Origin of the sequence: Nitrospira sp. (assembly GCA_016788885.1) — a bacterium.
In the GTDB taxonomy this organism is placed as follows: domain Bacteria; phylum Nitrospirota; class Nitrospiria; order Nitrospirales; family Nitrospiraceae; genus Nitrospira_A.
In genome coordinates this window covers 94,382-113,919 of sequence record JAEURX010000036.1, presented here as the reverse complement: position 1 = coordinate 113,919, position 19,538 = coordinate 94,382, and the positions used below count along the sequence as shown (strand labels likewise).

The window sequence follows — 19,538 nt, the reverse complement described above, 5'->3', positions numbered from 1 at the left end:
GCGGCCCTCAATGAGCGGGAGCAGGGTTAGGGCGTGACCTTGAAGAAGTTCCCGCCCTTGAGCCGTTCGTCGTCGGTGCCCCAGACGATCTGTTTGTCGCGTCTCGCGAGAAGGGGCACATGTTTGGAGCAGTGGATGTACGCCTCTTCCACCCCGACGACAATCCATGCCTTCGGCTGTCGGCCGCCCCTGTTGTGAGCGGCGTCTCTCATTGCAGGCGTGATGTTGGGTAGAGCCTCGATGTCTTGTGCATCGGTGACGCGCGCGGTTCCGTTCACGTGGAGCCCGACGGTCGTCTGGTAGTAGTCCAGAAAGATCATGCCGATGTGAGGATTGTCCAGGATATTCCCCACGCTGGCCAGCACCCCATTTCCCCTGTATTCCGGATAGGCCAACGTCTTGTCATCCAACACCTGCACAAAGCCCGGCGCGCCGGCACGGAAGGAACAATCGCAATGGCCCCGCGCGTCCGCGGTCGCGATATACATCATCTCCATGCGGGCGATGAATTCCCGCATCGGTTGATTGAGAAACGCCAGGACGTGATGTTCATAAAACGCCGTTGCGCGATCGGATGTCCCGAATCGTGCCTGTGCCTGCCGTTCGCCCGATGATCCAGGCCCTGTCATATTCAGTGCTCCTTTGAATGCAGTGACGGCACGGATCGAGCCGTCGCGAACAGTGTTCGGCCGCCTCGCGCTCCTTCGATGCAGTGACCGCGCTGCCCGATCGTTCGACGCTCAGTGACCGGAATCGTATTTCTTCAGCTTGGTCAACAAGGTCTTGTAATCGATCTGCAGTGTGTGAGCCGCCTTGGTCTTGTTCCCGCCGCAGGCTTGGAGGACGCGCTCAATGTGCAGACGTTCGATCTCCTCGAGCGGCAATTGTGTGTAATCTTCCGAAGCGACAACAGAAGATGAGCGGGGAAGTACCTGCACAATCTCTTCGCGAGTGATGGGGCCGGTATGTGGGCTCATCAGCACGAGGCGCTCGATGACATTGCGCAGTTCGCGCACATTGCCTGGCCATCGGTATGAGGTCAGGTGGGCCAGGCCTTCAGGCGTCGCGGTTCTGGCCGACGTTCCGGGGAGGCGAAGGTTGTGCAGAATATGGCCGACCAGTGCGGGAATATCCTCCGGTCGTTCCCGGAGCGGTGGCACGTGCAGGGTGACCGTATTGATGCGATACAGCAGGTCATCGCGAAACCTGCCCTGGAAGACCAGTTCCTGCAGGTCCCGGTTTGTCGCGCAGATGATGCGGACATCGGCCCGATGCGTCCGCGTGCTTCCCACGGGACGGTACTCGTTCCGGTCGAGAAAGCGCAGCAGACTGACCTGCATGGGGCCCGGCATTTCTCCCACTTCATCCAGGAACAGCGACCCGCCTTCGGCTGCGGCGATGAGGCCTGGTTTCGCCGTCGTGGCGCCCGTAAAGGCGCCCTTCTCGTAACCGAATAATTCACTCTCCAGTAACTCGCGACTCACGGCGCCGCAATTGATGGCGATGCAGGGGCCGGCCGACCGGCGGCTCTGTGCGTGCAGGAGGCGCGCGACCACTTCCTTTCCTGCCCCGGTTTCGCCTTGGATGAGAACCGGTGCTTGCGACGGCGCCACCTGAGCGATCTGCGTCTCCAGCCGCTGCCAGGCCGGACTGGTTCCCTTCATCACGGCCTCTTGGCGATAGCCGCCGTGCCGCGCCGCCAGGTTTTCACGGCGAAGGTCGCGCACCGTGCGCAGTTTCGCCAGAGCCGCCTTGACGGCCGTGCCGTCGAAGGGCGTGTCCTTGATCAGGAAATCCCAGGCTCCGTCCTTGATGGCTGCCACCGCGTCTTTCACGTCACCATGACCCGTCAAGACGATCACATCGACGTCCGGTTGATGGTCCTTCACCCAGCGCAACACGGCGCGCCCGTCGACGCCGGGCATTCGCAGATCGGTGATGACGCAGTCGAAGTCGCCGGTGCGAAGCAGATCGAGGCCTTCCTGCCCGCCACTGGCTGTCCGGGTGTCGCATCCTTCTTCGCGGAGGGCCTGTTCGACAACCAATCGGACGAATTCTTCGTCATCGATGATGAGGCTGCGGATGAGTTCTGTGCTCATGGTGTCAGGCGGACGACAGGTGGGAGGCGGTTGATGCCCGTTCCAGTACGATCTCGGCCCGTTCGGGAAATGCCAGCGAAAATTTACTGCCTGTGCCCGGTGTGGATTCTGCCCACACGCGCCCATCATGTTTGTCCATCACGAGCTTGACGATCGCCAGCCCCACGCCCGTGCCCTCATAGTCCTGCGGGCTGTGCAGCCGTTCGAACAGGCCGAAGATCTTGTCGGTCTGTGCAGGATCAAAGCCGATGCCGTTGTCCTGCACCCAAAGAATCCGTTCGTGGTCGACCCTGCTGCCGCCGATGGTAATCGTCGGCACCGGTGTCCGGCGTGAAAATTTTGCGGCATTGTCGAGCAGGTTGGCGATCGCCTGACGGATGCTGACCGGCTCGCCATACAGATCGGCGAACGGGAGAGCGACCTGAATTTTCGGCTTTGGCCCCTGCACTCCGCTGAAGCGGTCGGTAATGAGCGTCGTGATCATCTCCAGCACATTAAACCGTTGCCGTGGCAGGTCCTGTTGCTCCAAGCGCGAATATTTGAGCAGCGCGTCGATCATATGGGTGAGGCGCAGCGACGAACGGCGGATGACATCGATGTGGTGGCGGGTTTCGGCATCGCCCCCTTCGAGGAATCGTTTTTCGAGCAATGAGGAGAAGCCTTCGATCTCCCGTAGCGGGCCTTTGAGGTCGTGTGCCACGGAATAGGTAAAGGCTTCCAGCTCCTTCGTTTTTCGAGCGGTGGCGGCCGTTTGTTCACGCAGGCTTGTGACCATCGAGGACAGCGAGGCCGCCAAGATGCCGACTTCGTCACGGGCGGGCCAGGATTCGAATTGCGCCGTCAGGTCATGATGGGCCACCCGGTCCGCGGTGATTGAGAGACGCTGGAGCGGTTTTGCAATCCGGCGGTTGACCGAAACGTAGATTACGCCGATGACGAGCCCGAGGACGGCGACCAACCCCAGTGCGATCATCCGGGCTTGTTGGAGCAAGCGATCTCCTTCGAGTTTCATTTCGACGTCGATGTCGCGATGGGCGGCGACTAACTGATCGAGGTTGTGCGTGAGATTCGCAATGAGGGCATCGGCCCTGGTGGTCGGCGATTGGGGGGTCGTGGTGGCCTGAGGTTGCGCGAGAGCCGCGCTCCACAGGCCGTTCAACTCTTGGAGGGCGTGATCGATCTCCGCAACGGCCCGGTCTTCCTGGTCTGCCAGATCCAGACGCTGGTGTTGGTCGAGCATGCCCAGGAGAATCGGATGGGTCCGTGCCGCATGGGTGGAGCGGTAGAGCTGAAGGGACTGACGGATCCCGTCAGTATACATGGTCAAGCGGGCGAGCGTGTCCTCCGCGCCGGTCTTCGTCACCTGTTCGAGAAAGAGGTGAAGGGTGAGGTTCATGTCATAGGCGGAGCGCTGCATCTCCGCCGCCGTCACGATGGCCGGCACGGTGATGCGCTTATGCCGGTCGACATAACTGTTGATGCGGCTGAGATAGACCAGGAGCGCCGTGAGGCTCAACGCCAGGAGGCTGAGAATGACTCCGAAAGAGAGGAAAAATTTCTGTCCGATCGAGCGGTCATGGAGCCAGCGCATGCAGGCCTCGTGTGAACGCCTACGGTACCATAGTGACAGACTGGGTGCCAGTCAGCGCGTCGCCGGTGATGCGATCCGACGATGGTGTTTGACCGCCTCATCGTTCGACCCCCGCTGCTTCGACGGTTCTTGACCAGGCACCCTAATTGCCTGACCTGGTTCTTTGCTCATTGTTGCCGAGCCAGTGCATCAGGTCGAGCGGCCTCCGTATCTTTGGGAATCGATCTCGTGACGTCCCTGGTTGTACGCCCGCTCCACTATTCGACGCATCCGTGGCCGCCGGCGGAGGCTCGTTCTATGATGGCACCGACCGAATCACCGCCGACGACTAGGATTGCCATGGTTATGCGCTTCTTTCTCAACCGATCAGTGCCGTTCCGGGACGGGTTTGTTGTCTCGCTCCAAGCCAGGTTGCGCAGGCATGGCCGACAGCGCGTCTCTGTACCGAATGAGAAGTTCTTCTTCTTGATCCGGTGCGAACAGTCCTCCGCCTGACCGGACCTTCACCAGGTATTCTTCCGGCTCGAATGTGGCGTCGAACGCCGGAGACCGTTCCGGGACATTCGGCATTTGCCGGTCATACTTGCTGATATCGGGTCCTGGCCCGTGCCGGTCGTGGGCTTCGCGCAAGGCGAGGTGCAACGTCGCATCCTGGATGGACAACCATCCCGTGGTCGTCTCCTCTTCGCCATGTTCGGTGGCATGGCTGAGATGGAAGTAGACCCGATCGGAAGGTGATGCCTGGGCCAAGGCTTTCGCCAGGGCCGGCGCCAGCATGGCAATTTCACCGTCGCGGAAGGCCCTGGTTTTGTCAGCCTGTCCGACGAAGAGGCGATGCAGGAGGTTCCGTCGCTCCCAGACACGTACGCCTCGTAACAACGTACCGACTTCCGTTGCGGTCAACGAGGCCGGGTGAGTGTTCGTGGTTGACGCGGGGTCCTTTTCGATTCGTACGTGGTTCAATCCCGACTGATAGACCGTCTTGGGTGGTGTCTGGGGGTGTGCCGCGCAACCGGCCGCGACGATCACGCCGATGAAGGCGAGGATGAGGCTGGCGCGACGGATCGCGATTCGCTGTGGGGTTCGGATGGCGTTCATGGTTTCACCTCTTCTCGTTGAGCGAAGCCGACTTCGGGGGAGACGCGATCGAACCCGAACTCCTGCAACATGGTTTGAATCGTGGGACTGAGTAAAAATTCAATGAAATCGCCGGCTGCAGAAATGTTTTGCGCCGTCCATGCGGCGGCGACGCCGTAGCGCACCGGTGTGTGAGAGCCGACCGGCGCAGTGTCGAGGATACGGACGCCCGAATTCGAGATCGCATCGGTACGGTAGACCACGCCGATTTCAGCCTCACCCTTGGCAACCAGGTCGAGCACGGCTCGCGAGTGTTCGCCCAGGATGTATTGTGATTTCAGCTTGGGTTCCAGTTTGCTGAATTTCAAAAATTGCGCGGCGACTTTTCCGACGGAAGAGGTCTTGGGGTCGCCGACGGCAATGCGGCGAATCGGGGTGGTTTGCAGATCTTGAATCGAACTGATGGGGGCGGGCAGGGTCGTCCCGGTAATCAGGACCAGCGAAGTCGCCGCGAAAGCGCGTTTGGTCCCTTGAATGATTAACCCTTTGGCCTCCAATTGGTCGATTTCCTCAAAGAGCGACGGAAGAAAGATGTCGACCGGGGCGCCCTGTTCGATCTGGCTGCGGAGTGTTTGGGATGGACCGTAAATCACGCGCACAGTGGTGCTGCGGTGTTCCGCTTCGAACAGCGGCAGCACTTTGCGAAGGGCATCCTTCAGGCTGTTAGCGGCGGCGATGGTAATGGTGTCCGCTTGTGCCTGTGTCGGCTGGACGTTCCAACTCAGGCCGATCAGTAGACTTACGGCAGCCACAATGGCTTTCATCTGAAATGTTCTGCTCATGCTATCCTCCACGTTCGTGCGATGATCGACGTCATGAATCTAGAAGTAGAACTGGTATTGCACATTGATCCGGTTTTCGACGAGATCGCGTCCGAATCCCGGTTGAGTCTCAAACGGAAACCGGTCCGGTGCTCGGCCGCCGCTACCCAGGGTGATGTTCGAGTAGTCGATGACGAGCCGGTTGTTGTACGTGCCGTCGAAGCTGTAGTTGATGGCGGCGCCGAATTCTTTGACCAGATCGTTCACCTGCTGCGTGGACGGATCCATGAACCCATATCGCACCGCCAATTCGAGTTTACGCGGGATGATGTATTTCCCCACCTGTACGTACCAGCCGTAGGCTTGCCCGAGATTGACCGGCGTGCCGAGGAATTGTGCCTGGGGAATCGTGTTCAGGTCGAACGGGCTGGTCCCGCTATTGGCATTTCGCACGCGCTGATGCCGATAGTAGCCTTCCGCCTGCAGCGACCAGCCTTGGTACTTGGCAATAAAGTCGACTTCATAGGTCTGGAAGTCATAGATGCCGCCGGCCAGGAGTCTGCCGTTATACGCCTTGGTGATCGCTTGGCGATAAGCACGATCGACAATGTCTGAGCGGATAGAACTTAAGTAATTTTGCGCCGGGTTGTAGGCATAGCCGAAGGCGATGGCGGACTGGAGGGTGCGAGAACTGAGAATGTCTCCCTGTCCATAGCCGGGGTTCCCCGCGATTTTGTATAGCAATCGCACGGTGTACATCATCTCGCCGGTCATGAACCGCGTGTCGTAGTTGTAGGTTCTGGTCGTGGTGGCGTTAGGCGCCCCGGGTGTACCCGTTTGTGGCAGCACGTTTTGACTGACCGATGTGCCTTCCCTCGCCAGATTGGCTCCGACGCCTCCCCAAATCCCGACCGCATAGTTGAATTTGTACTGGTCTTCATCGCTCGAGATGCTGAGACCGATGTCTCGTGCGTTTTGTTGGTTGGCGGCAAACGCGTTCTGGACGATCAGGTTGTCGGCAAAGGTAGAGGTTGCCATCGAACTGATGGTTGCACGGTTGAACCAGACGCGTTGCTGGCCTGCCTGGATCGTCAACCAGGGAATATGCCAGGAGGAGACATAGGCGTCGAGCAGGCCGGCTCTGCCGCTGCCCCCTTCCTGATTCCACGTTGTCTGGTCAAAGGCCCAGGAGATGTTGTAGCGAAAGTCCGGGTCGAAGGCATAGCCGAGAAACTGAAGTCTGGCACGTGGCACGCTGAATTGGTTGGAGTCGCTTTGCTTCCGGATCGCACGATACTCGACCTGTCCTCCAAGAACTTCCGGATTCCGCGAGTCGCCGACGGTTCCCCACGCTTCGTTATATGCGCTGTGTGTGTAACGAACCTGGGTCAGAAGTCTCAGTTTCAGGAAGAACTTATCGCCCACCCGAAAGTTTAACCCGTTATTGACGTCGATCGTGTAATTCGGTTTCGAAACCTGTTCGCGCTTCTCCAGCACCCTGATGCCTTTGTCGTATTCCTCCTGGGTGATGATGCCTTTGAGATACAGATACTTTAGTCCCGGATCTTCTCCGGAGTAGTATTCCCATTTTCCGTCCTTCCTGATGAACTGGCCTTCCTCGACTGCCTGGGCCGGCATGGAGGACAGGCCTACCAGTAAGCCGGCTAGGAGGCCGGCAATCCCAAGTGCTTGTCGCTGCATAAGAATTCTCCTCATTATCTAACAGTAGGCGCTACCGATGAATTGTTGAGCTGTTGCGCATTGGCGATGGCAATAATTTAATTATCTGTAATCCGATGAGAAATAAATTATATTATCTTTAATAAGTTTGTCAACAATAATATGGGATCCGAAATTCCATGCGTCCATACGGCCATCTTGTTTCCATAATACTTATATATTGTAAATGTATTATGATGTTCATCCGTGCGGAATGAGAGAAGTACCACTTATTTCTGAGCAGATGGAGACGTATCATGAACTGACCAGTCGACCGCATTTCATCCTGCTGTACAGCGCAGAAACAAACCGGTCACGGGGGCATTTTCGACCTCGATGGGCATCAACTAGAAGCGTTCCATCGCATTAGAATTCCACTCTCCTATAAACCCAACCAGGCCGTGTTTTACGAAGGCCATCTCAGTATCGGTTTGTATATGCTGTGTGCCGGCAAGGTGAAATTGACCCGCTCCTCCTATCGAGGACAACGACTGATCGTACAAATCCTTGAAGCAGGAGAGATCATCGAAAAACATGCTTTTGCGCAAAACTCCATCCATCAAACGACGTGCGAGACGCTTGAATCGTGCAAGATTTGCTTGATCGAGAGAAACGCCTACCTGGACTTGGTGCGGCGCGACAGCACATTGGCCCTCAAACTCATCGAGTTGCTCAGTAGCGAAGTCCGCTCCAATCTCGCGCAGCTCGACTCCTTCACCTTCAAGAATGCCCGGGAGCGGTTGGCGGCCACTCTATTGGAGTTGGGCAGGCGATTCGGCTCGCGCGGGGAGGACGGCATTCAAATAGGCATGAGCCTCAAACGGGAAGAAATCGCCGAAATGACCGGAATCACACCCGAGACGCTGGCCCGCCTGCTGAGCGCCTTCCAGTCGGAGAAACTTCTGTTGACCCAAGGCCGTCTGATCACCTTGATCAATCTTCCTCGACTCACCCGTCTGGCCAGAGGTCGTGCCTCGGACGTGCGGGAGTTCTTCATCGACGCCGAGCCCGTGTTGTAGGCGGATGCCAGGCGCGCCGTCATTCAGCAGCCTCCACTCGTGTGGGTCTTAAGCCTCACCCGAATAGTTGATGCGCATTAGTATCTGCTCCCGCAGTGGTCAAGGTGTGCCGGCTCAGGGCCGCGTAGGTTTATGCCGCTGCACTGAACCGCAACGGCAAAGGGGACATAGCATGAGGTTTAGACTGTCCGGATGCGCGGCCGAATTTGAATCGCTTCTGCCGACGCAATGGCCGGTGTTCGCGCAGATGGCTGAAACCGCGGGGTTCGAGTCACTCTGGTTCAACGAAGAACATTTTCAGCGTCCCCATGACAGTAGTGGCCGGTTCTGTTTCTCGCCTCTCATCGCAGCGGCCCAACTTGCGGCGCATACGCAGCGCATTCGCATTGGATTTTCCGTGCTGTTGCTCCCCCTTCATCACCCTGTCCGGCTCGCGGAAGAACTCGCCACGCTGGATGTGATGAATGGGGGCGGATCAATTTCGGCGTGTCGCGAGGAGGCAATCGGGACTACTCGAAGGCGCGTTCCAGATCGATTCCGATGCCGGGCGCGCGGAGTTTCAGCGAGACCTCGCTACCATGTTGTAATGCTGGGCACCCGGAGAAATTCGAGTGAGCGGCGGATCGTTCGATGTGCAACCCAAACCGGTTCAACAGCCCCATCCCCCGTGTATATCGGCACCTACAATGAAGAGACCGCCGGATGGGCGGCGCGTGAGGGGCATCGACTCATTCAGCATGGGGTCCAGTGATCGAGCGAAGCTTTAAAGGTATGTCGGATTTTGGCGAGGTGCGCCTACCGGTTTCAGGGGTGCGGAAAGTCGTGTTCCGGTGAGTAAGCGATCGGTGTCATGTCGGTATGATCGACGCGTTCAGCCAGGCGAGGCAGGAGCGGCGCTGTGGGCGCAATGGTGAGAGGAGAAGAATTGGCGGACGGATCGGGGCCTCGTGATTCCATGTGGTGCCCTCTCCGTCCACCAGACTGCGGTAGAAGCAGATTCACCGCTACGCCTCGGGCTTTGCCAATCGTGGTTCATGATCGGCGCCCGTCGAACTCCCCGCGCCGCCGCCGTTCCCCCTATCTCATGACTGTCCGCGCCTCTCGTCTTGGGAAGAACGCCGCTCTTTCCGGGCCGGCTCGGCGCGGTGGTGCAGTCGTTGACAGTGCAGTGAGGAACAGGATAGATGACCAACCGACTGCATGCGCGCTCAATACGTCATGATCAATCGGCCCGCTTGTGGCGCAACGCTCGAGGTGTCTCTACAGCGCGCGCACATGATGCGATCATTGCTCATTGGATCTATCGTACACCTTAGAAAGGAAGCGTCCGAATGAATGCGAAGGTGCTAGGATCGGTTGCTGTTGCGGCCCTGATAACCGTAGGCGGTTGTGGCCTCTCGAAACCTATGACGTATCCGGGAACCGCGTCGACACCCGATTTGCACGAAGCGGGAGTCATTGTGCTCGGGGAGGTCGAGGGTTGTCGGGGAGCCTATTGTCCGTCACGCGACGGAGAAGGAGGGCAAGAGCTGCCCCTGGCGCTAGCATCCGCTCCGCCTGCCTCCTCTTACCACACGGTGCTTCGTAAGCGAGCCGCCGTTCAGTTTCATATCTCCGAACAGGAGGTGCGATTGGGGGAAGTGACCGTGAGATATTACCAGGAGCTTGACGGCACAATTACCGGTTGGCAAGCCACAGCACCGGCGGGCAAACTCGCCGCGCCATAAATGCCGTCGCTTTTCCTGCCGGTTTTCCATGGAAGGATCACGTGGATGCGCCGGATTGCAGCGGGAAGCCAGAGAAATACCTGCTGGGTATCGGGTCGGTTCCGTAGGTCTTGCCTGTCAAGTATTGTGGATAATTATATAATCATAATAGTTGACACAATTTAATCTATCATGATATTCCCCGAGGCGCTATGAGTGAAAAAAGCAAAGCAGAACCGGCTTCCAATGTGGTGAACTCGCTTCGCGCGTTGCGTATGGCAAAAGGCCTCTCTCAGGGCCAACTCGCCGACGGAGCCCTGATTACCCGCCAAGCTGTCTGCGCCATCGAGGCGGATCAATATCTCCCGACCACTGCGGTGGCGCTGCGGCTGGCCAGTGTGTTGGGCTGTCACGTCGAAGATCTCTTCAGTCTCAAGACCACCGGTGAGTTGATCGAAGGAGATTGGGTCTGGCCAGGGTTGGCCGTTTCTGAGGTTCAGCCCCGCACCAGAGTCAAGGTTGCCAAGATCGAAGATCGCTTTGTCGTTCGTCCCGTTGCAGCGCTGGGGGAAATTCTCAATTACACCGTGCCTGCGGATGGTCTCATCATCGGCAAGGCCGGGGCGGGGTCGCGTTCGACCAAATCCGATCGACGTGTGCTCGTCCGGTTGCTGCGCGAGCGCCAGATCGTCGAGCGGGAAATCGCGGTGGCCGGTTGTGATCCGGCCATTAATCTGGCCAGCGAATATCTCCATCGCCACAAGGACACCTCGACGGTCGTGGGGTGGTCGATGGGGAGTGCGGCGGCGCTGGAGGCGCTCAAGCGAAAAGAAGTCCATATGGCGGGGCTGCATATTTTGGATGCGAAAACAGGAGAGTCGAATCTGCCCTATCTCCGGCGGCACCTGCAGGGCGACGATTATATTGTCGTGACCTTTGCGGCGTGGGAAGAGGGACTCATTGTGCGTGGGGGAAACCCCAAACGGATCCGGGGAATAGAGGATCTGGCTAAGGCCAATGTGACGCTGGTCAATCGAGAAGAGGGCGCTGCAGCCAGGATGTTGCTGGACCAGCGTCTGCAGGCATTGGGAATCGATGGCAATGCGGTGAAGGGCTACAACATGGGGGTCAGCTCGCATTTCGAGGTGGCTCGGCATATTGCAGACGGGCAAGGCGATGCCGGCATCGGTGTGCGATCCGCGGCGCAGATCTTCGGCCTCGATTTCGTTCCCTTGCAACAGGCCCGTTACGATCTGGTCCTGCCGAAGCGATATCTCTCCAGTCACCCCGGGCTTTCACATCTGCTCGACGCGATTGCCAGCCGTCAGTTCAGAACCGAAGTCGAAGCGTTGGGCGGCTATGACATGACGGAGACCGGCAAGGTGCGGAGCTTGCGGGTCGGGTAAGCGAGGGTGTTGGGACATCATGCATCCATGTGAACAGGCATCATTTTATACGGCGAGGATATTCATGAGTTACTATGCGTATGCTCGGACGGTTGTCAGGACGGTGCTCGCCCTGGTTGGGTTCCTCATGTGCGGGGGTGGCGTGCACGCTGTTCCCGCGTCCGCCGATGAAACATTCGTCATTGCTGCTTCCCCGAGTTTGAGAGAAGTTCTGGAACGGTTGGGGGAGGGTTTTGAACGTAGTCATGCCGGGGTCAAGGTGCGGTTGTTCTTTGATTCGGGATTGAGTCTCCGGCAAACCATCGCCGGCATGGAGAACAGCATGGTGGGGCGCTACTTCGTCGGAAGCGGTCCCATTAATGTCGTCGCGCCCGGAGGGGATGAGCTGATCACGCGTCTTGAAGGGAAGTATTACGTGTTGCCGGACGGAAGGCGGCCCTATGCCGCCGATCAGCTGGTGCTCGTGGTACCGGAATCGTTGGTGGAGGCGCCGGGGTCGCTCGACGCGATCAGCCGAGAGGGCGCGCGCGTGGCTGTGGCTGACCGGTCGCGAACGCGGCTCGGAGCCCAGACGGACGAGGTGCTTCGGGCTTCGCAGCTTCAGGAATCACTTAAGGGACGTCTGGATGTGGCCACGGATTCCCGTGGGGTCATTGACCATGTCTTAAGCGGTCAGGCGGATGTGGGCATCATCTACGGGCACGAGGCGGTCAGGCAGCAACAGCGTTTGCGGGTCGCCGGAGTGGTCGAGAAGGGATACCAACCGACGGTGCATTCCATGGCAATGGAGCGATACTGCCCGAACCGGACGCTCTGTGAGGAGTTCCTCTCCTACATTCAGGGCCCCGATGGTCAAGCCATCGTGCGGCAAGCCGGGTATACCATTCCCGCCGGAAAAAGGTAGTGAGTTTTTTTGCCATGAGAGCAAGTATACATTTACTTATTATATCTACTCATGATTTTTCGAGACATGTTGCAAGGAGGAGTGATGAGGCACGGGAACATCGCAATTAGTTGGCGCCGCCAGGGACGGCTGGGGTCCGTTCTGGTTCTGGCGGCAGGACTCATGGTGACGGGGTGCGCGCGGTTGCCCTACACCACGAAGACGGTGCATGAGGATGAGCGCGTAGTTGTCACGGTGCAACACGAAGTAGAGGCTCGCTCGTACACGCATCCGGCTCAACTCACCGCCGCGGATTTGGCCAGTGTGCTTAGGGGATTCTCGATTCGTGAGCAGCAACGCTTGCCCTTGCGATGGTTCGCGGAAGAGGTTCCGCCGAAGCCGTTGTTCCGGGAAGACGAGATTCAGGCTCTGGCGCCGTACCTTGCGGAGGCACTTCAACACGTGGGCCCGGCGGAGCGGGCGCACTTCGAAGTGCGCGGGCCCGGCAACAATCCACGCTACAGCCGGAATGTGGTCGGCGGGTGGGTGGCCGTTCGTGATCCCTATCTGTATCTCAACGTCGATTATTTCCATAACCAGATTCCCATCAGAAAATCGGACAACTACGATTACAACTATCCGCTCACTCCCCCCAACCCCGGGGAATACATCCTCTATTTCGAACCAGGCCGCTTCTGGTTGACCGACGACAAGGGCGTCAGGGGCGTGGAGTTTCGCCAATTTCTCAAATCTGCACAATCCAGCGGCATGGCACCACGGTAAACGGCTGCGGGTGAGGATCCCCATGGTCTGGCAGATCTAATAACTCGGTAGTGATTCGTAGAGTACGAAGAGGAGATGCATTCATGAATGCAGTATGGAGATCTGTATGTCTTCGGTCCGCGGCAGCCGGCTCTAAGAGAGCCTTGCTCCCAGTGATGCTTATGGTGGGGTTGGTCATCGGCTTCTCGGCCGCTGCCGGCGCCGCTGAGTCCGGCAAGTTGATCGAGAAGGAAGGGAAGTACGTCTTTGTCGAGGGGATGGACCCTGCCATGCGACTGCTGCTCGAACGGTCGGTGAAGGGTGGTCTGATTACGCAGGATGAGTACAGCAAGGTCGTTCAGGATTCAGAGGAACGCGCACAGTTGTTGGCGCCGAGTTTTAAAGGCTGGTATGACCGCGGGTTCAACCTGTCGTTTAACGACAACGCGTTTTTTCTGAAGATTCGATTCAGGAGTCAACTTCGGTTCACTGAGCGGATCAGAAACGATGCGTGGCGAGATCCTGGAGAAGCGAAAAACTTCCCGGAGTTGCTCGGCGTATTCGGAGACTATCGGGCCAATCGTTCAGAGAATAACGCCACATCGTTCAATGTGCGCCGCTTGCGGTTTTACTTCATGGGCCACTTATTTGATCCGGACTTTAAATACTACATTCAATTTCGCTCAGAGACCGCCGAAAATGCGCAGACTCCTGGAGCGCTTTCGCTGTTGGACATGAATTTCACGTCCACGCATTTTAAATGGGCGAACGTGCAGTTGGGACAATATAAAGTCTATTTCAATCGGTCGCAGATCAATTCGACCGCGTCGATGCAGTTTGCGGATCGATCGTTAGTTCAAGATGCCTTTACCGCCAGCGGATTGGATCGGCGGGATATCGGTATCACGATCATGAACGACGAAGAGTTGTTTCCGATCAACTACTATTTCGGAATCTTCAACGGCGCCGGCCCGAGTTTCAATCGACTCGGATCGTTTGCGTCAGAAGAGGCGACCATCGGCTGTCCGGGTGGACAGACCGGAGGCAATCCATTCCCTTCACCCTCGAACTGTCCGGTGAACCAGCGCAACCTGAATGCCAATACACGTTTCGATGTCGACCGTCTTCTCTACGTCGCTCGCTTGAATTGGAATATCTTGGGAAGGCCGGGCTATGGAGAAGGCGACCTGGCGTATTCCGAACGGCCACAATTGGCCATCGGCGGTGGATATTCCTATAACCCTGGTATCAATACGAGTTCCGACAACGCGTTTGTCGGTCTGGATCTCGCGAATTTGAATATCCGGCGTCAGCTGGCAGCCTTTGGCAACGGACGACAATTAGGTCTTGGGATTGTCGATTATTCCACCTGGGCGGTCGACGGTGTGTTCAAGTATCGGGGCTTCTCATTGCAGGGAGAATTCTATTACAAAAATGTCAACCGGCACGATAAAGGGTTGCCGTGTATGAACGTGGCGTGTACGGCCACGGCACCCAACAACTTCGGGAATGCCACCGGATTTTATGTGCAATCCGGTTACTATTTGATTCCTCGGACCTTGGAGCTGGCGGGACGGTTTTCCTACTGGGACCCGGATACGAATTCAGCTGGTGACTTGATCAGACAGACCGATGCGTCATTGAATTGGTTCTTGAACGGAACCTATGACCATCAAATCATGTTGACCTACAGCAATACGCAGTTTGAAACCGGCGGGTATGCCATCGGCCGTAGCGCGCCGCTGCCTCCGGGATCAGGAACCGTGCCGCTCGATGTGACGAAGGGAACCCTGATCGAACATGCGATCCGGGTCCAATATCAAATCTTCTTCTGACGAGCATGACGCGAGAGCCTTGGCCATGATGTCCTGCCGGGGCTCTCGCCAACCGCGAGATCTCCTCATGATGAGTCACGACGGGCCTAATCGTGCGTTGTATCTGAACGAAGTGCCGAACGAGGATTCTGAGAATGAGGTGCGTTGCTCCTGCCAGGATGCCCGCGTCTGGTTGAAAGCCAACATTGCAGAAGTAGATGGGGATCTAGACGGAAGTTTGCTCTCGCTGCTCGTCGGGACTGCTCGTGTCTCAGTGCTGGTGGAGCAGGAGGATAATCACGGTGCGTCCTGGGCCTCCGGCATGAGCATTGACATTCATATCGGCCGTTATGAAGCCTGGATCAAGCCCGCGGGAAAGGATTGTCCTCCGGTGTTGTGCGGCTTGTTGTATCTTGACCATCAATCTCTGGCAAGCGCACGATAAGGGCCCGCGTATCGCGTTCCCATGCGATGTGTCACATGTGCTGGAATGAAAGGAGCTCACCCGTGTCAATCTGGAAATATATGCGACCCTTGTGGGCGATGAGCTGCATGCTCGCGATTGCGCTTGTGCTCGTGCTGCCGATGGCGCCGACTGTTGCCCAAGCCGGCGAGGTGACCATTGCGGCCGCCTCTGATCTCAATTTCGCCATCAAGGAAGTGATTGAGGAGTACGAGAAGCAAAGCGGAAACAAGGTGAAGTTGTCCCTGGGTTCGTCGGGCAACTTCTTTGCGCAATTGCAGCAGGGAGCGCCGTTTGATCTCTATTTTTCAGCCGACATCGGCTACCCCAGAAAATTAGAGGAGGCGGGTTTGACCGTGCCGGGGTCGCTCTATCGGTATGCGGTTGGGCGGGTGGTGGTATGGGCGCCCAAGAACTCTCCTCTTGACGTGACCAAGGGACTCACAGTGCTGCGCGAACCGGTGATCAAAAAGATTGCCATCGCCAATCCAAAACATGCGCCCTACGGCCGGGCGGCCGTGGCAGCCATGGAGCACGAGCAGGTCTATGGCGATGTGAAAGATCGGCTGGTGCTCGGAGAGAATATTTCCCAGGCCGCCCAGTTTATCGAATCCGGCGCCTGCGATGTGGGCATCATTGCCCTGTCGCTGGCTATGGCTCCTGCCATGAAAAGCGCCGGCACCTACTGGGAGATCCCAGCGGATCACCATGCCCCGCTTGAGCAGGGCGCGGTGATTATGAAGCAATCGAAGAACCAGGATGTGGCGAAACAATTTCTGGAATTCATCAAAGGCGAACGCGGACAGGAGATTATGATCCGGTATGGATTCACGTTGCCGAGTTGATCGCCGATCCCTCTTTGTCTGTGCGGTCTGTCTGACCGTTGTCGCTGGTTGCTCAGAAGCGGTCATGATGAGCCAGGAATCGGACCACGGCGGGGTCATGACGTACAGTTACAAGGAAGATCGCGGTGGTCCGATGGGGTCGCCTTACCGAAAACCCGCACTGGACGAGATTCAAGCCAAGTGCGGGAAAGGGTGGCGTATGCTCCGCGAGGGAGAAGTGAAAGGATATACCAGCGCGGGGATGGGTATCATCGAAGGCACGGAAGACGAATCACGGGGTAGGCGCTGGGGGATTCAATTCGAATGCAAGCCTGGCGGCGCCGATCTCAAGAACGAACCTGAGGGGAAGGTGCAGGGACGTACCAAATGATGAAGGGCGATTGAGTTGAGGCGCGTCATCTTAATGGGAAAGGAGCACGGCGATGAAACTGAGCGCGAGAAATCAATTTCAGGGGACAGTGACACAGATCACGGAAGGTCAGGCGATGGCCGAGGTGACGGTCAAGGTCGGAAACCTTGAATTTGTGGCCGCCATCACCGAGGGGTCCGTCAAGCAGATGGGGTTGAAGACCAATGATTCAGTCATCGTGGCTGTAAAGGCCACGGAGGTCATGATCGGAAAATAAGACTCGGCGGGGACCTGACCCGATCGCCGTGTTCATGTCATGGCGCCGATAAATATTGGAACGGACGCGTGAACTGGATTGCGATTTGGGTGACCGTAAAATTGGCTGGTCTCACCGCGCTCATTCTGCTGCTGGTCGGGTTGCCCATCGCCTACTGGGTGAGTTTTTCTCGGTGGCGGTGGAAGTTCATGGTGGAGTCGGTGGTAGCCCTCCCGCTGGTGCTGCCACCGACCGTGCTCGGGTTTTATATCCTGTCGGCGATTGGTCCCCATAGTCCGTTCGGCCGCCTGTATGCCGATCTCGTCGGCCACCCGCTTCCATTTACCTTCGAAGGTCTCCTGCTGGCCTCCGTTTTGTACAGTTTGCCGTTCGCGGTTCAACCCTTTGCGGCGGCGTTTGAGCAGGTTGATCGACGACTCATTGAAGCCTCCTGGACACTCGGCGTGTCCAAACTCACAACCTTCTTCAAGTTGATTCTGCCCATGTCCACCGCGGGTCTGGTGACCGGCGTCGTGCTCAGCTTCGCTCACACGATGGGGGAGTTCGGGGTGGTGTTGATGGTGGGAGGCAACCTGGAGGGCACGACACGGACGGTCTCCATCGACATCTACGACGAAGTGCAGGCGTTGAATTATGCCGGCGCCGCCGAGACGGCCTTGTTTCTGTTTGTCGTCTCGTACGCCGTGTTGCTGCTGGTCTATGCGGTCAATCGAAATGTGTGGGCAGCATGGCCGCAGAATTAGCGCTCGACATCGTCAAGACCTACTCCGGCCGCGTGCCCATCCGTGCGCGGTTTCGCTATCCCGTCGAAGCCTCGACCGTCTTGATTCTGTTCGGACCCTCCGGTGCCGGCAAGAGCACGATTCTTCGATCCGTGGCCGGTCTGGAGTGGCCGGAAGAGGGGCGGATTCGATTCGTGTCGCGTACCTGGCTGGATACGGGATCGGGTATTCGCGTGTCTCCTCAAGATCGGCATGTCGGATACATGTCTCAGGACTATGCCCTGTTTCCTACACACACGGTGGCGGGGAATGTGGAGTACGGACTTGCTCATCTGTCGTCGCACGAACGCAAGGCACGGGTGACCGAAGTTCTGGATCTCTTTCAATTGCGTGGGCTGGAACACGCGAAGCCACAACACCTGTCCGGCGGCCAGCAACAACGTGTGGCGCTGGCTCGAGCCGTGGCCCCACGCCCTCTCCTGCTGTTGCTGGACGAACCGTTGTCTGCCCTGGATGTGCCGACCAGAACCTATCTTCGCGACGAACTGCGCCGTCTACTCAAGCAGTTGGCCTTGCCATCCATCATCGTCACGCATGACTGGGCCGAGGCGTTGACCCTCGGAGATCTGATGGCGGTGGTGAGCGGCGGCGAGGTCCTGCAAACCGGTCCGCCGTTGGAGGTGTTCAGCCGTCCCCGGAATGCCGAAGTTGCACTCGTCGTGGGTGTGGAAACGGTCGTCAAGGGACGGGTGGTGTGGGCGGCTGCCGGGATGTTCCGTGTGGAGGTGAGCGGTGTTGTGGTGAATGCCATCGAGGGAGATGCCTGCGGTCCTGATGTGTACGTCTGTATCCGGGCGGAGGACATCGCCTTGGAACGCGGTCCTCTCTCCGTGAGCAGCGCGCGGAATCAGCTGGCCGGAACGGTGACGGCTGTTGTCATGTTGGGGGCGTTGGCGCGAGTGACACTGAATTGTGGTTTTCAGCTGGTCGCCATGGTAACGCGTTCTTCCGTGGAAGACCTGCAATTGATTCCCGGTCAATCGGTGCTTGCGGTGATCAAGGCCGGTGCGGTGCACCTGGTTTCTCGCCAGGACCTGTGATTCGTTGAGACGTTTCGGAGAAGGAACATGGCTGCAGCACCTTCCACCAGCGGTGTCTGCATACCGTCACTATCGATAAATTCTCACAACACTCACCTCCAATTCTCAATCGATCTTGCTAGGGTACGCGTGGATCGCAGGTACCTTCTTTGGATTGTGGTGCCAGGATGAAAGGAGGTGAGGACATGATCAGCCGATCACGACTTCCGAGTGGTGGTCAGGCTGAACGAAGGACATCCCAGTATGCCTAAACAGCCACGAGGAAAAGGGGACGTGTTCACGGCCAGAGAAGCAGCCCGTTATGTGCGGCTCACGCTCCCGACGTTTTACCGGTACATCTGGGATGGAAAAATTCAGGCACCGAAAATCGGCGGACGGTACCGCTTTAAACGGGCGTTACTCGACGAGTGGCTTGGTACCAAAAAGTCCGGCACGGAAGACGTGAGCGGCCGCAACAAGCTGATCGGGCGAGTCACGGCGATCAAACGAGATGCCATTATGGCACAAGTCGATATCGACATCGGACCACACATCATCACGGCCGTGATCACACGGGATGCGCTTGAAGAACTGGGGCTGCGGATCGGGGACTCCGCCGTCGCCCTCGTCAAAGCGACCGAGGTCATGGTGGTGAAGCACTAAGGAGGACATGATGAAACTCAGTGCACGTAACCAATTTCAGGGCACGATCACCCGTATCACCGAGGGGACTGCGATGGCCGAAATCACGGTGAAGGTGGGCAATCTTGATTTTGTGGCCGCCATCACGGAAGGTTCCGTCAAGGGCATGGGCCTGAAGGTGAACGACACCGTCACCGTGGCGGTGAAAGCGACCGAGGTCATGATCGGGAAGTAGGCCTCGAAGGGAGTTGATCTTCCCGACCG

21 protein-coding genes are annotated in these 19,538 nt (G+C 57.7%); 15 read left to right on the top strand and 6 right to left on the bottom strand.

Going from position 1 to position 19,538, the window contains the following annotated elements; genetic code table 11:
* Positions 1-26 precede the first annotated feature (26 nt).
* The 6 genes from JNL86_09290 to JNL86_09265 all read right to left on the bottom strand — a co-directional run bounded on the left by JNL86_09290 (position 27) and on the right by JNL86_09265 (position 7,289).
* Positions 27-629: a pyridoxamine 5'-phosphate oxidase family protein gene (locus tag JNL86_09290; GenBank protein ID MBL8043097.1), complete on the bottom strand. Its 603-nt coding sequence runs from the start codon at positions 627-629 to the stop codon at positions 27-29.
* 111 nt (positions 630-740) lie between these two features.
* A complete protein-coding gene (locus JNL86_09285; protein MBL8043096.1) occupies positions 741-2,099 on the bottom strand; it encodes a sigma-54-dependent Fis family transcriptional regulator in 1,359 nt (452 codons plus the stop codon).
* 4 nt (positions 2,100-2,103) lie between these two features.
* Complete coding sequence (locus tag JNL86_09280) at positions 2,104-3,690, bottom strand: HAMP domain-containing protein (protein ID MBL8043095.1); 1,587 nt, start codon at positions 3,688-3,690, stop codon at positions 2,104-2,106.
* A gap of 366 nt (positions 3,691-4,056) precedes the next feature.
* Positions 4,057-4,788, bottom strand: coding sequence for a hypothetical protein (locus JNL86_09275; GenBank protein ID MBL8043094.1), 732 nt, complete (start codon positions 4,786-4,788; stop codon positions 4,057-4,059).
* Positions 4,785-5,609 (bottom strand): molybdate ABC transporter substrate-binding protein, encoded by an 825-nt coding sequence (gene modA, locus JNL86_09270; GenBank protein ID MBL8043093.1) that lies wholly within the window; start codon positions 5,607-5,609, stop codon positions 4,785-4,787. The genes JNL86_09275 and modA (JNL86_09270) overlap by 4 nt, the downstream gene beginning before the upstream one ends.
* A gap of 39 nt (positions 5,610-5,648) precedes the next feature.
* Positions 5,649-7,289, bottom strand: coding sequence for a hypothetical protein (locus tag JNL86_09265; GenBank protein ID MBL8043092.1), 1,641 nt, complete (start codon positions 7,287-7,289; stop codon positions 5,649-5,651).
* A 419-nt stretch (positions 7,290-7,708) separates the two neighbouring features.
* Here JNL86_09265 and JNL86_09260 point away from each other — a divergent pair, with 419 nt between their 5' ends.
* The 15 genes from JNL86_09260 (at position 7,709) to JNL86_09190 (ending at position 19,509) form a co-directional block, all read left to right on the top strand.
* Complete coding sequence (locus JNL86_09260) at positions 7,709-8,326, top strand: Crp/Fnr family transcriptional regulator (protein ID MBL8043091.1); 618 nt, start codon at positions 7,709-7,711, stop codon at positions 8,324-8,326.
* 172 nt (positions 8,327-8,498) lie between these two features.
* Entirely contained in the window at positions 8,499-9,077 is a 579-nt protein-coding gene (locus JNL86_09255; GenBank protein MBL8043090.1) for an LLM class flavin-dependent oxidoreductase, read from the top strand.
* A 655-nt stretch (positions 9,078-9,732) separates the two neighbouring features.
* Positions 9,733-10,053, top strand: a complete 321-nt coding sequence (locus JNL86_09250) for a hypothetical protein (GenBank protein MBL8043089.1) — start codon at positions 9,733-9,735, stop codon at positions 10,051-10,053.
* A gap of 191 nt (positions 10,054-10,244) precedes the next feature.
* Complete coding sequence (locus tag JNL86_09245) at positions 10,245-11,438, top strand: helix-turn-helix domain-containing protein (GenBank protein ID MBL8043088.1); 1,194 nt, start codon at positions 10,245-10,247, stop codon at positions 11,436-11,438.
* A gap of 64 nt (positions 11,439-11,502) precedes the next feature.
* Positions 11,503-12,342: a molybdate ABC transporter substrate-binding protein gene (gene modA / locus JNL86_09240; GenBank protein ID MBL8043087.1), complete on the top strand. Its 840-nt coding sequence runs from the start codon at positions 11,503-11,505 to the stop codon at positions 12,340-12,342.
* Between the two features lie 84 nt (positions 12,343-12,426).
* Positions 12,427-13,104 (top strand): hypothetical protein, encoded by a 678-nt coding sequence (locus JNL86_09235; protein MBL8043086.1) that lies wholly within the window; start codon positions 12,427-12,429, stop codon positions 13,102-13,104.
* 161 nt (positions 13,105-13,265) lie between these two features.
* Positions 13,266-14,918, top strand: a complete 1,653-nt coding sequence (locus tag JNL86_09230; protein ID MBL8043085.1) for a hypothetical protein — start codon at positions 13,266-13,268, stop codon at positions 14,916-14,918.
* A 67-nt stretch (positions 14,919-14,985) separates the two neighbouring features.
* On the top strand, positions 14,986-15,342 hold the full coding sequence (locus tag JNL86_09225) for a hypothetical protein (GenBank protein ID MBL8043084.1): 357 nt from the start codon (positions 14,986-14,988) through the stop codon (positions 15,340-15,342).
* A gap of 107 nt (positions 15,343-15,449) precedes the next feature.
* Entirely contained in the window at positions 15,450-16,205 is a 756-nt protein-coding gene (modA, locus tag JNL86_09220) for a molybdate ABC transporter substrate-binding protein (protein MBL8043083.1), read from the top strand.
* Positions 16,183-16,575 (top strand): hypothetical protein, encoded by a 393-nt coding sequence (locus tag JNL86_09215; protein MBL8043082.1) that lies wholly within the window; start codon positions 16,183-16,185, stop codon positions 16,573-16,575. Before modA (JNL86_09220) ends, JNL86_09215 begins: the two co-directional genes overlap by 23 nt.
* Positions 16,576-16,627: 52 nt before the next feature.
* Positions 16,628-16,831, top strand: coding sequence for a TOBE domain-containing protein (locus JNL86_09210; GenBank protein MBL8043081.1), 204 nt, complete (start codon positions 16,628-16,630; stop codon positions 16,829-16,831).
* Between the two features lie 68 nt (positions 16,832-16,899).
* Positions 16,900-17,574 carry a molybdate ABC transporter permease subunit gene (gene modB / locus JNL86_09205; GenBank protein MBL8043080.1) on the top strand — a complete coding sequence of 225 codons (675 nt, stop codon included), beginning with the start codon at positions 16,900-16,902 and terminating at the stop codon, positions 17,572-17,574.
* Positions 17,559-18,653: an ABC transporter ATP-binding protein gene (locus JNL86_09200; GenBank protein ID MBL8043079.1), complete on the top strand. Its 1,095-nt coding sequence runs from the start codon at positions 17,559-17,561 to the stop codon at positions 18,651-18,653. Before modB ends, JNL86_09200 begins: the two co-directional genes overlap by 16 nt.
* Positions 18,654-18,896: 243 nt before the next feature.
* The gene (locus JNL86_09195; protein MBL8043078.1) at positions 18,897-19,295 is read left to right on the top strand and encodes a TOBE domain-containing protein; all 399 of its coding nucleotides are present in this window, start codon (positions 18,897-18,899) and stop codon (positions 19,293-19,295) included.
* A 10-nt stretch (positions 19,296-19,305) separates the two neighbouring features.
* Positions 19,306-19,509, top strand: coding sequence for a TOBE domain-containing protein (locus JNL86_09190; protein ID MBL8043077.1), 204 nt, complete (start codon positions 19,306-19,308; stop codon positions 19,507-19,509).
* The last annotated feature ends 29 nt before the right edge of the window (positions 19,510-19,538 follow it).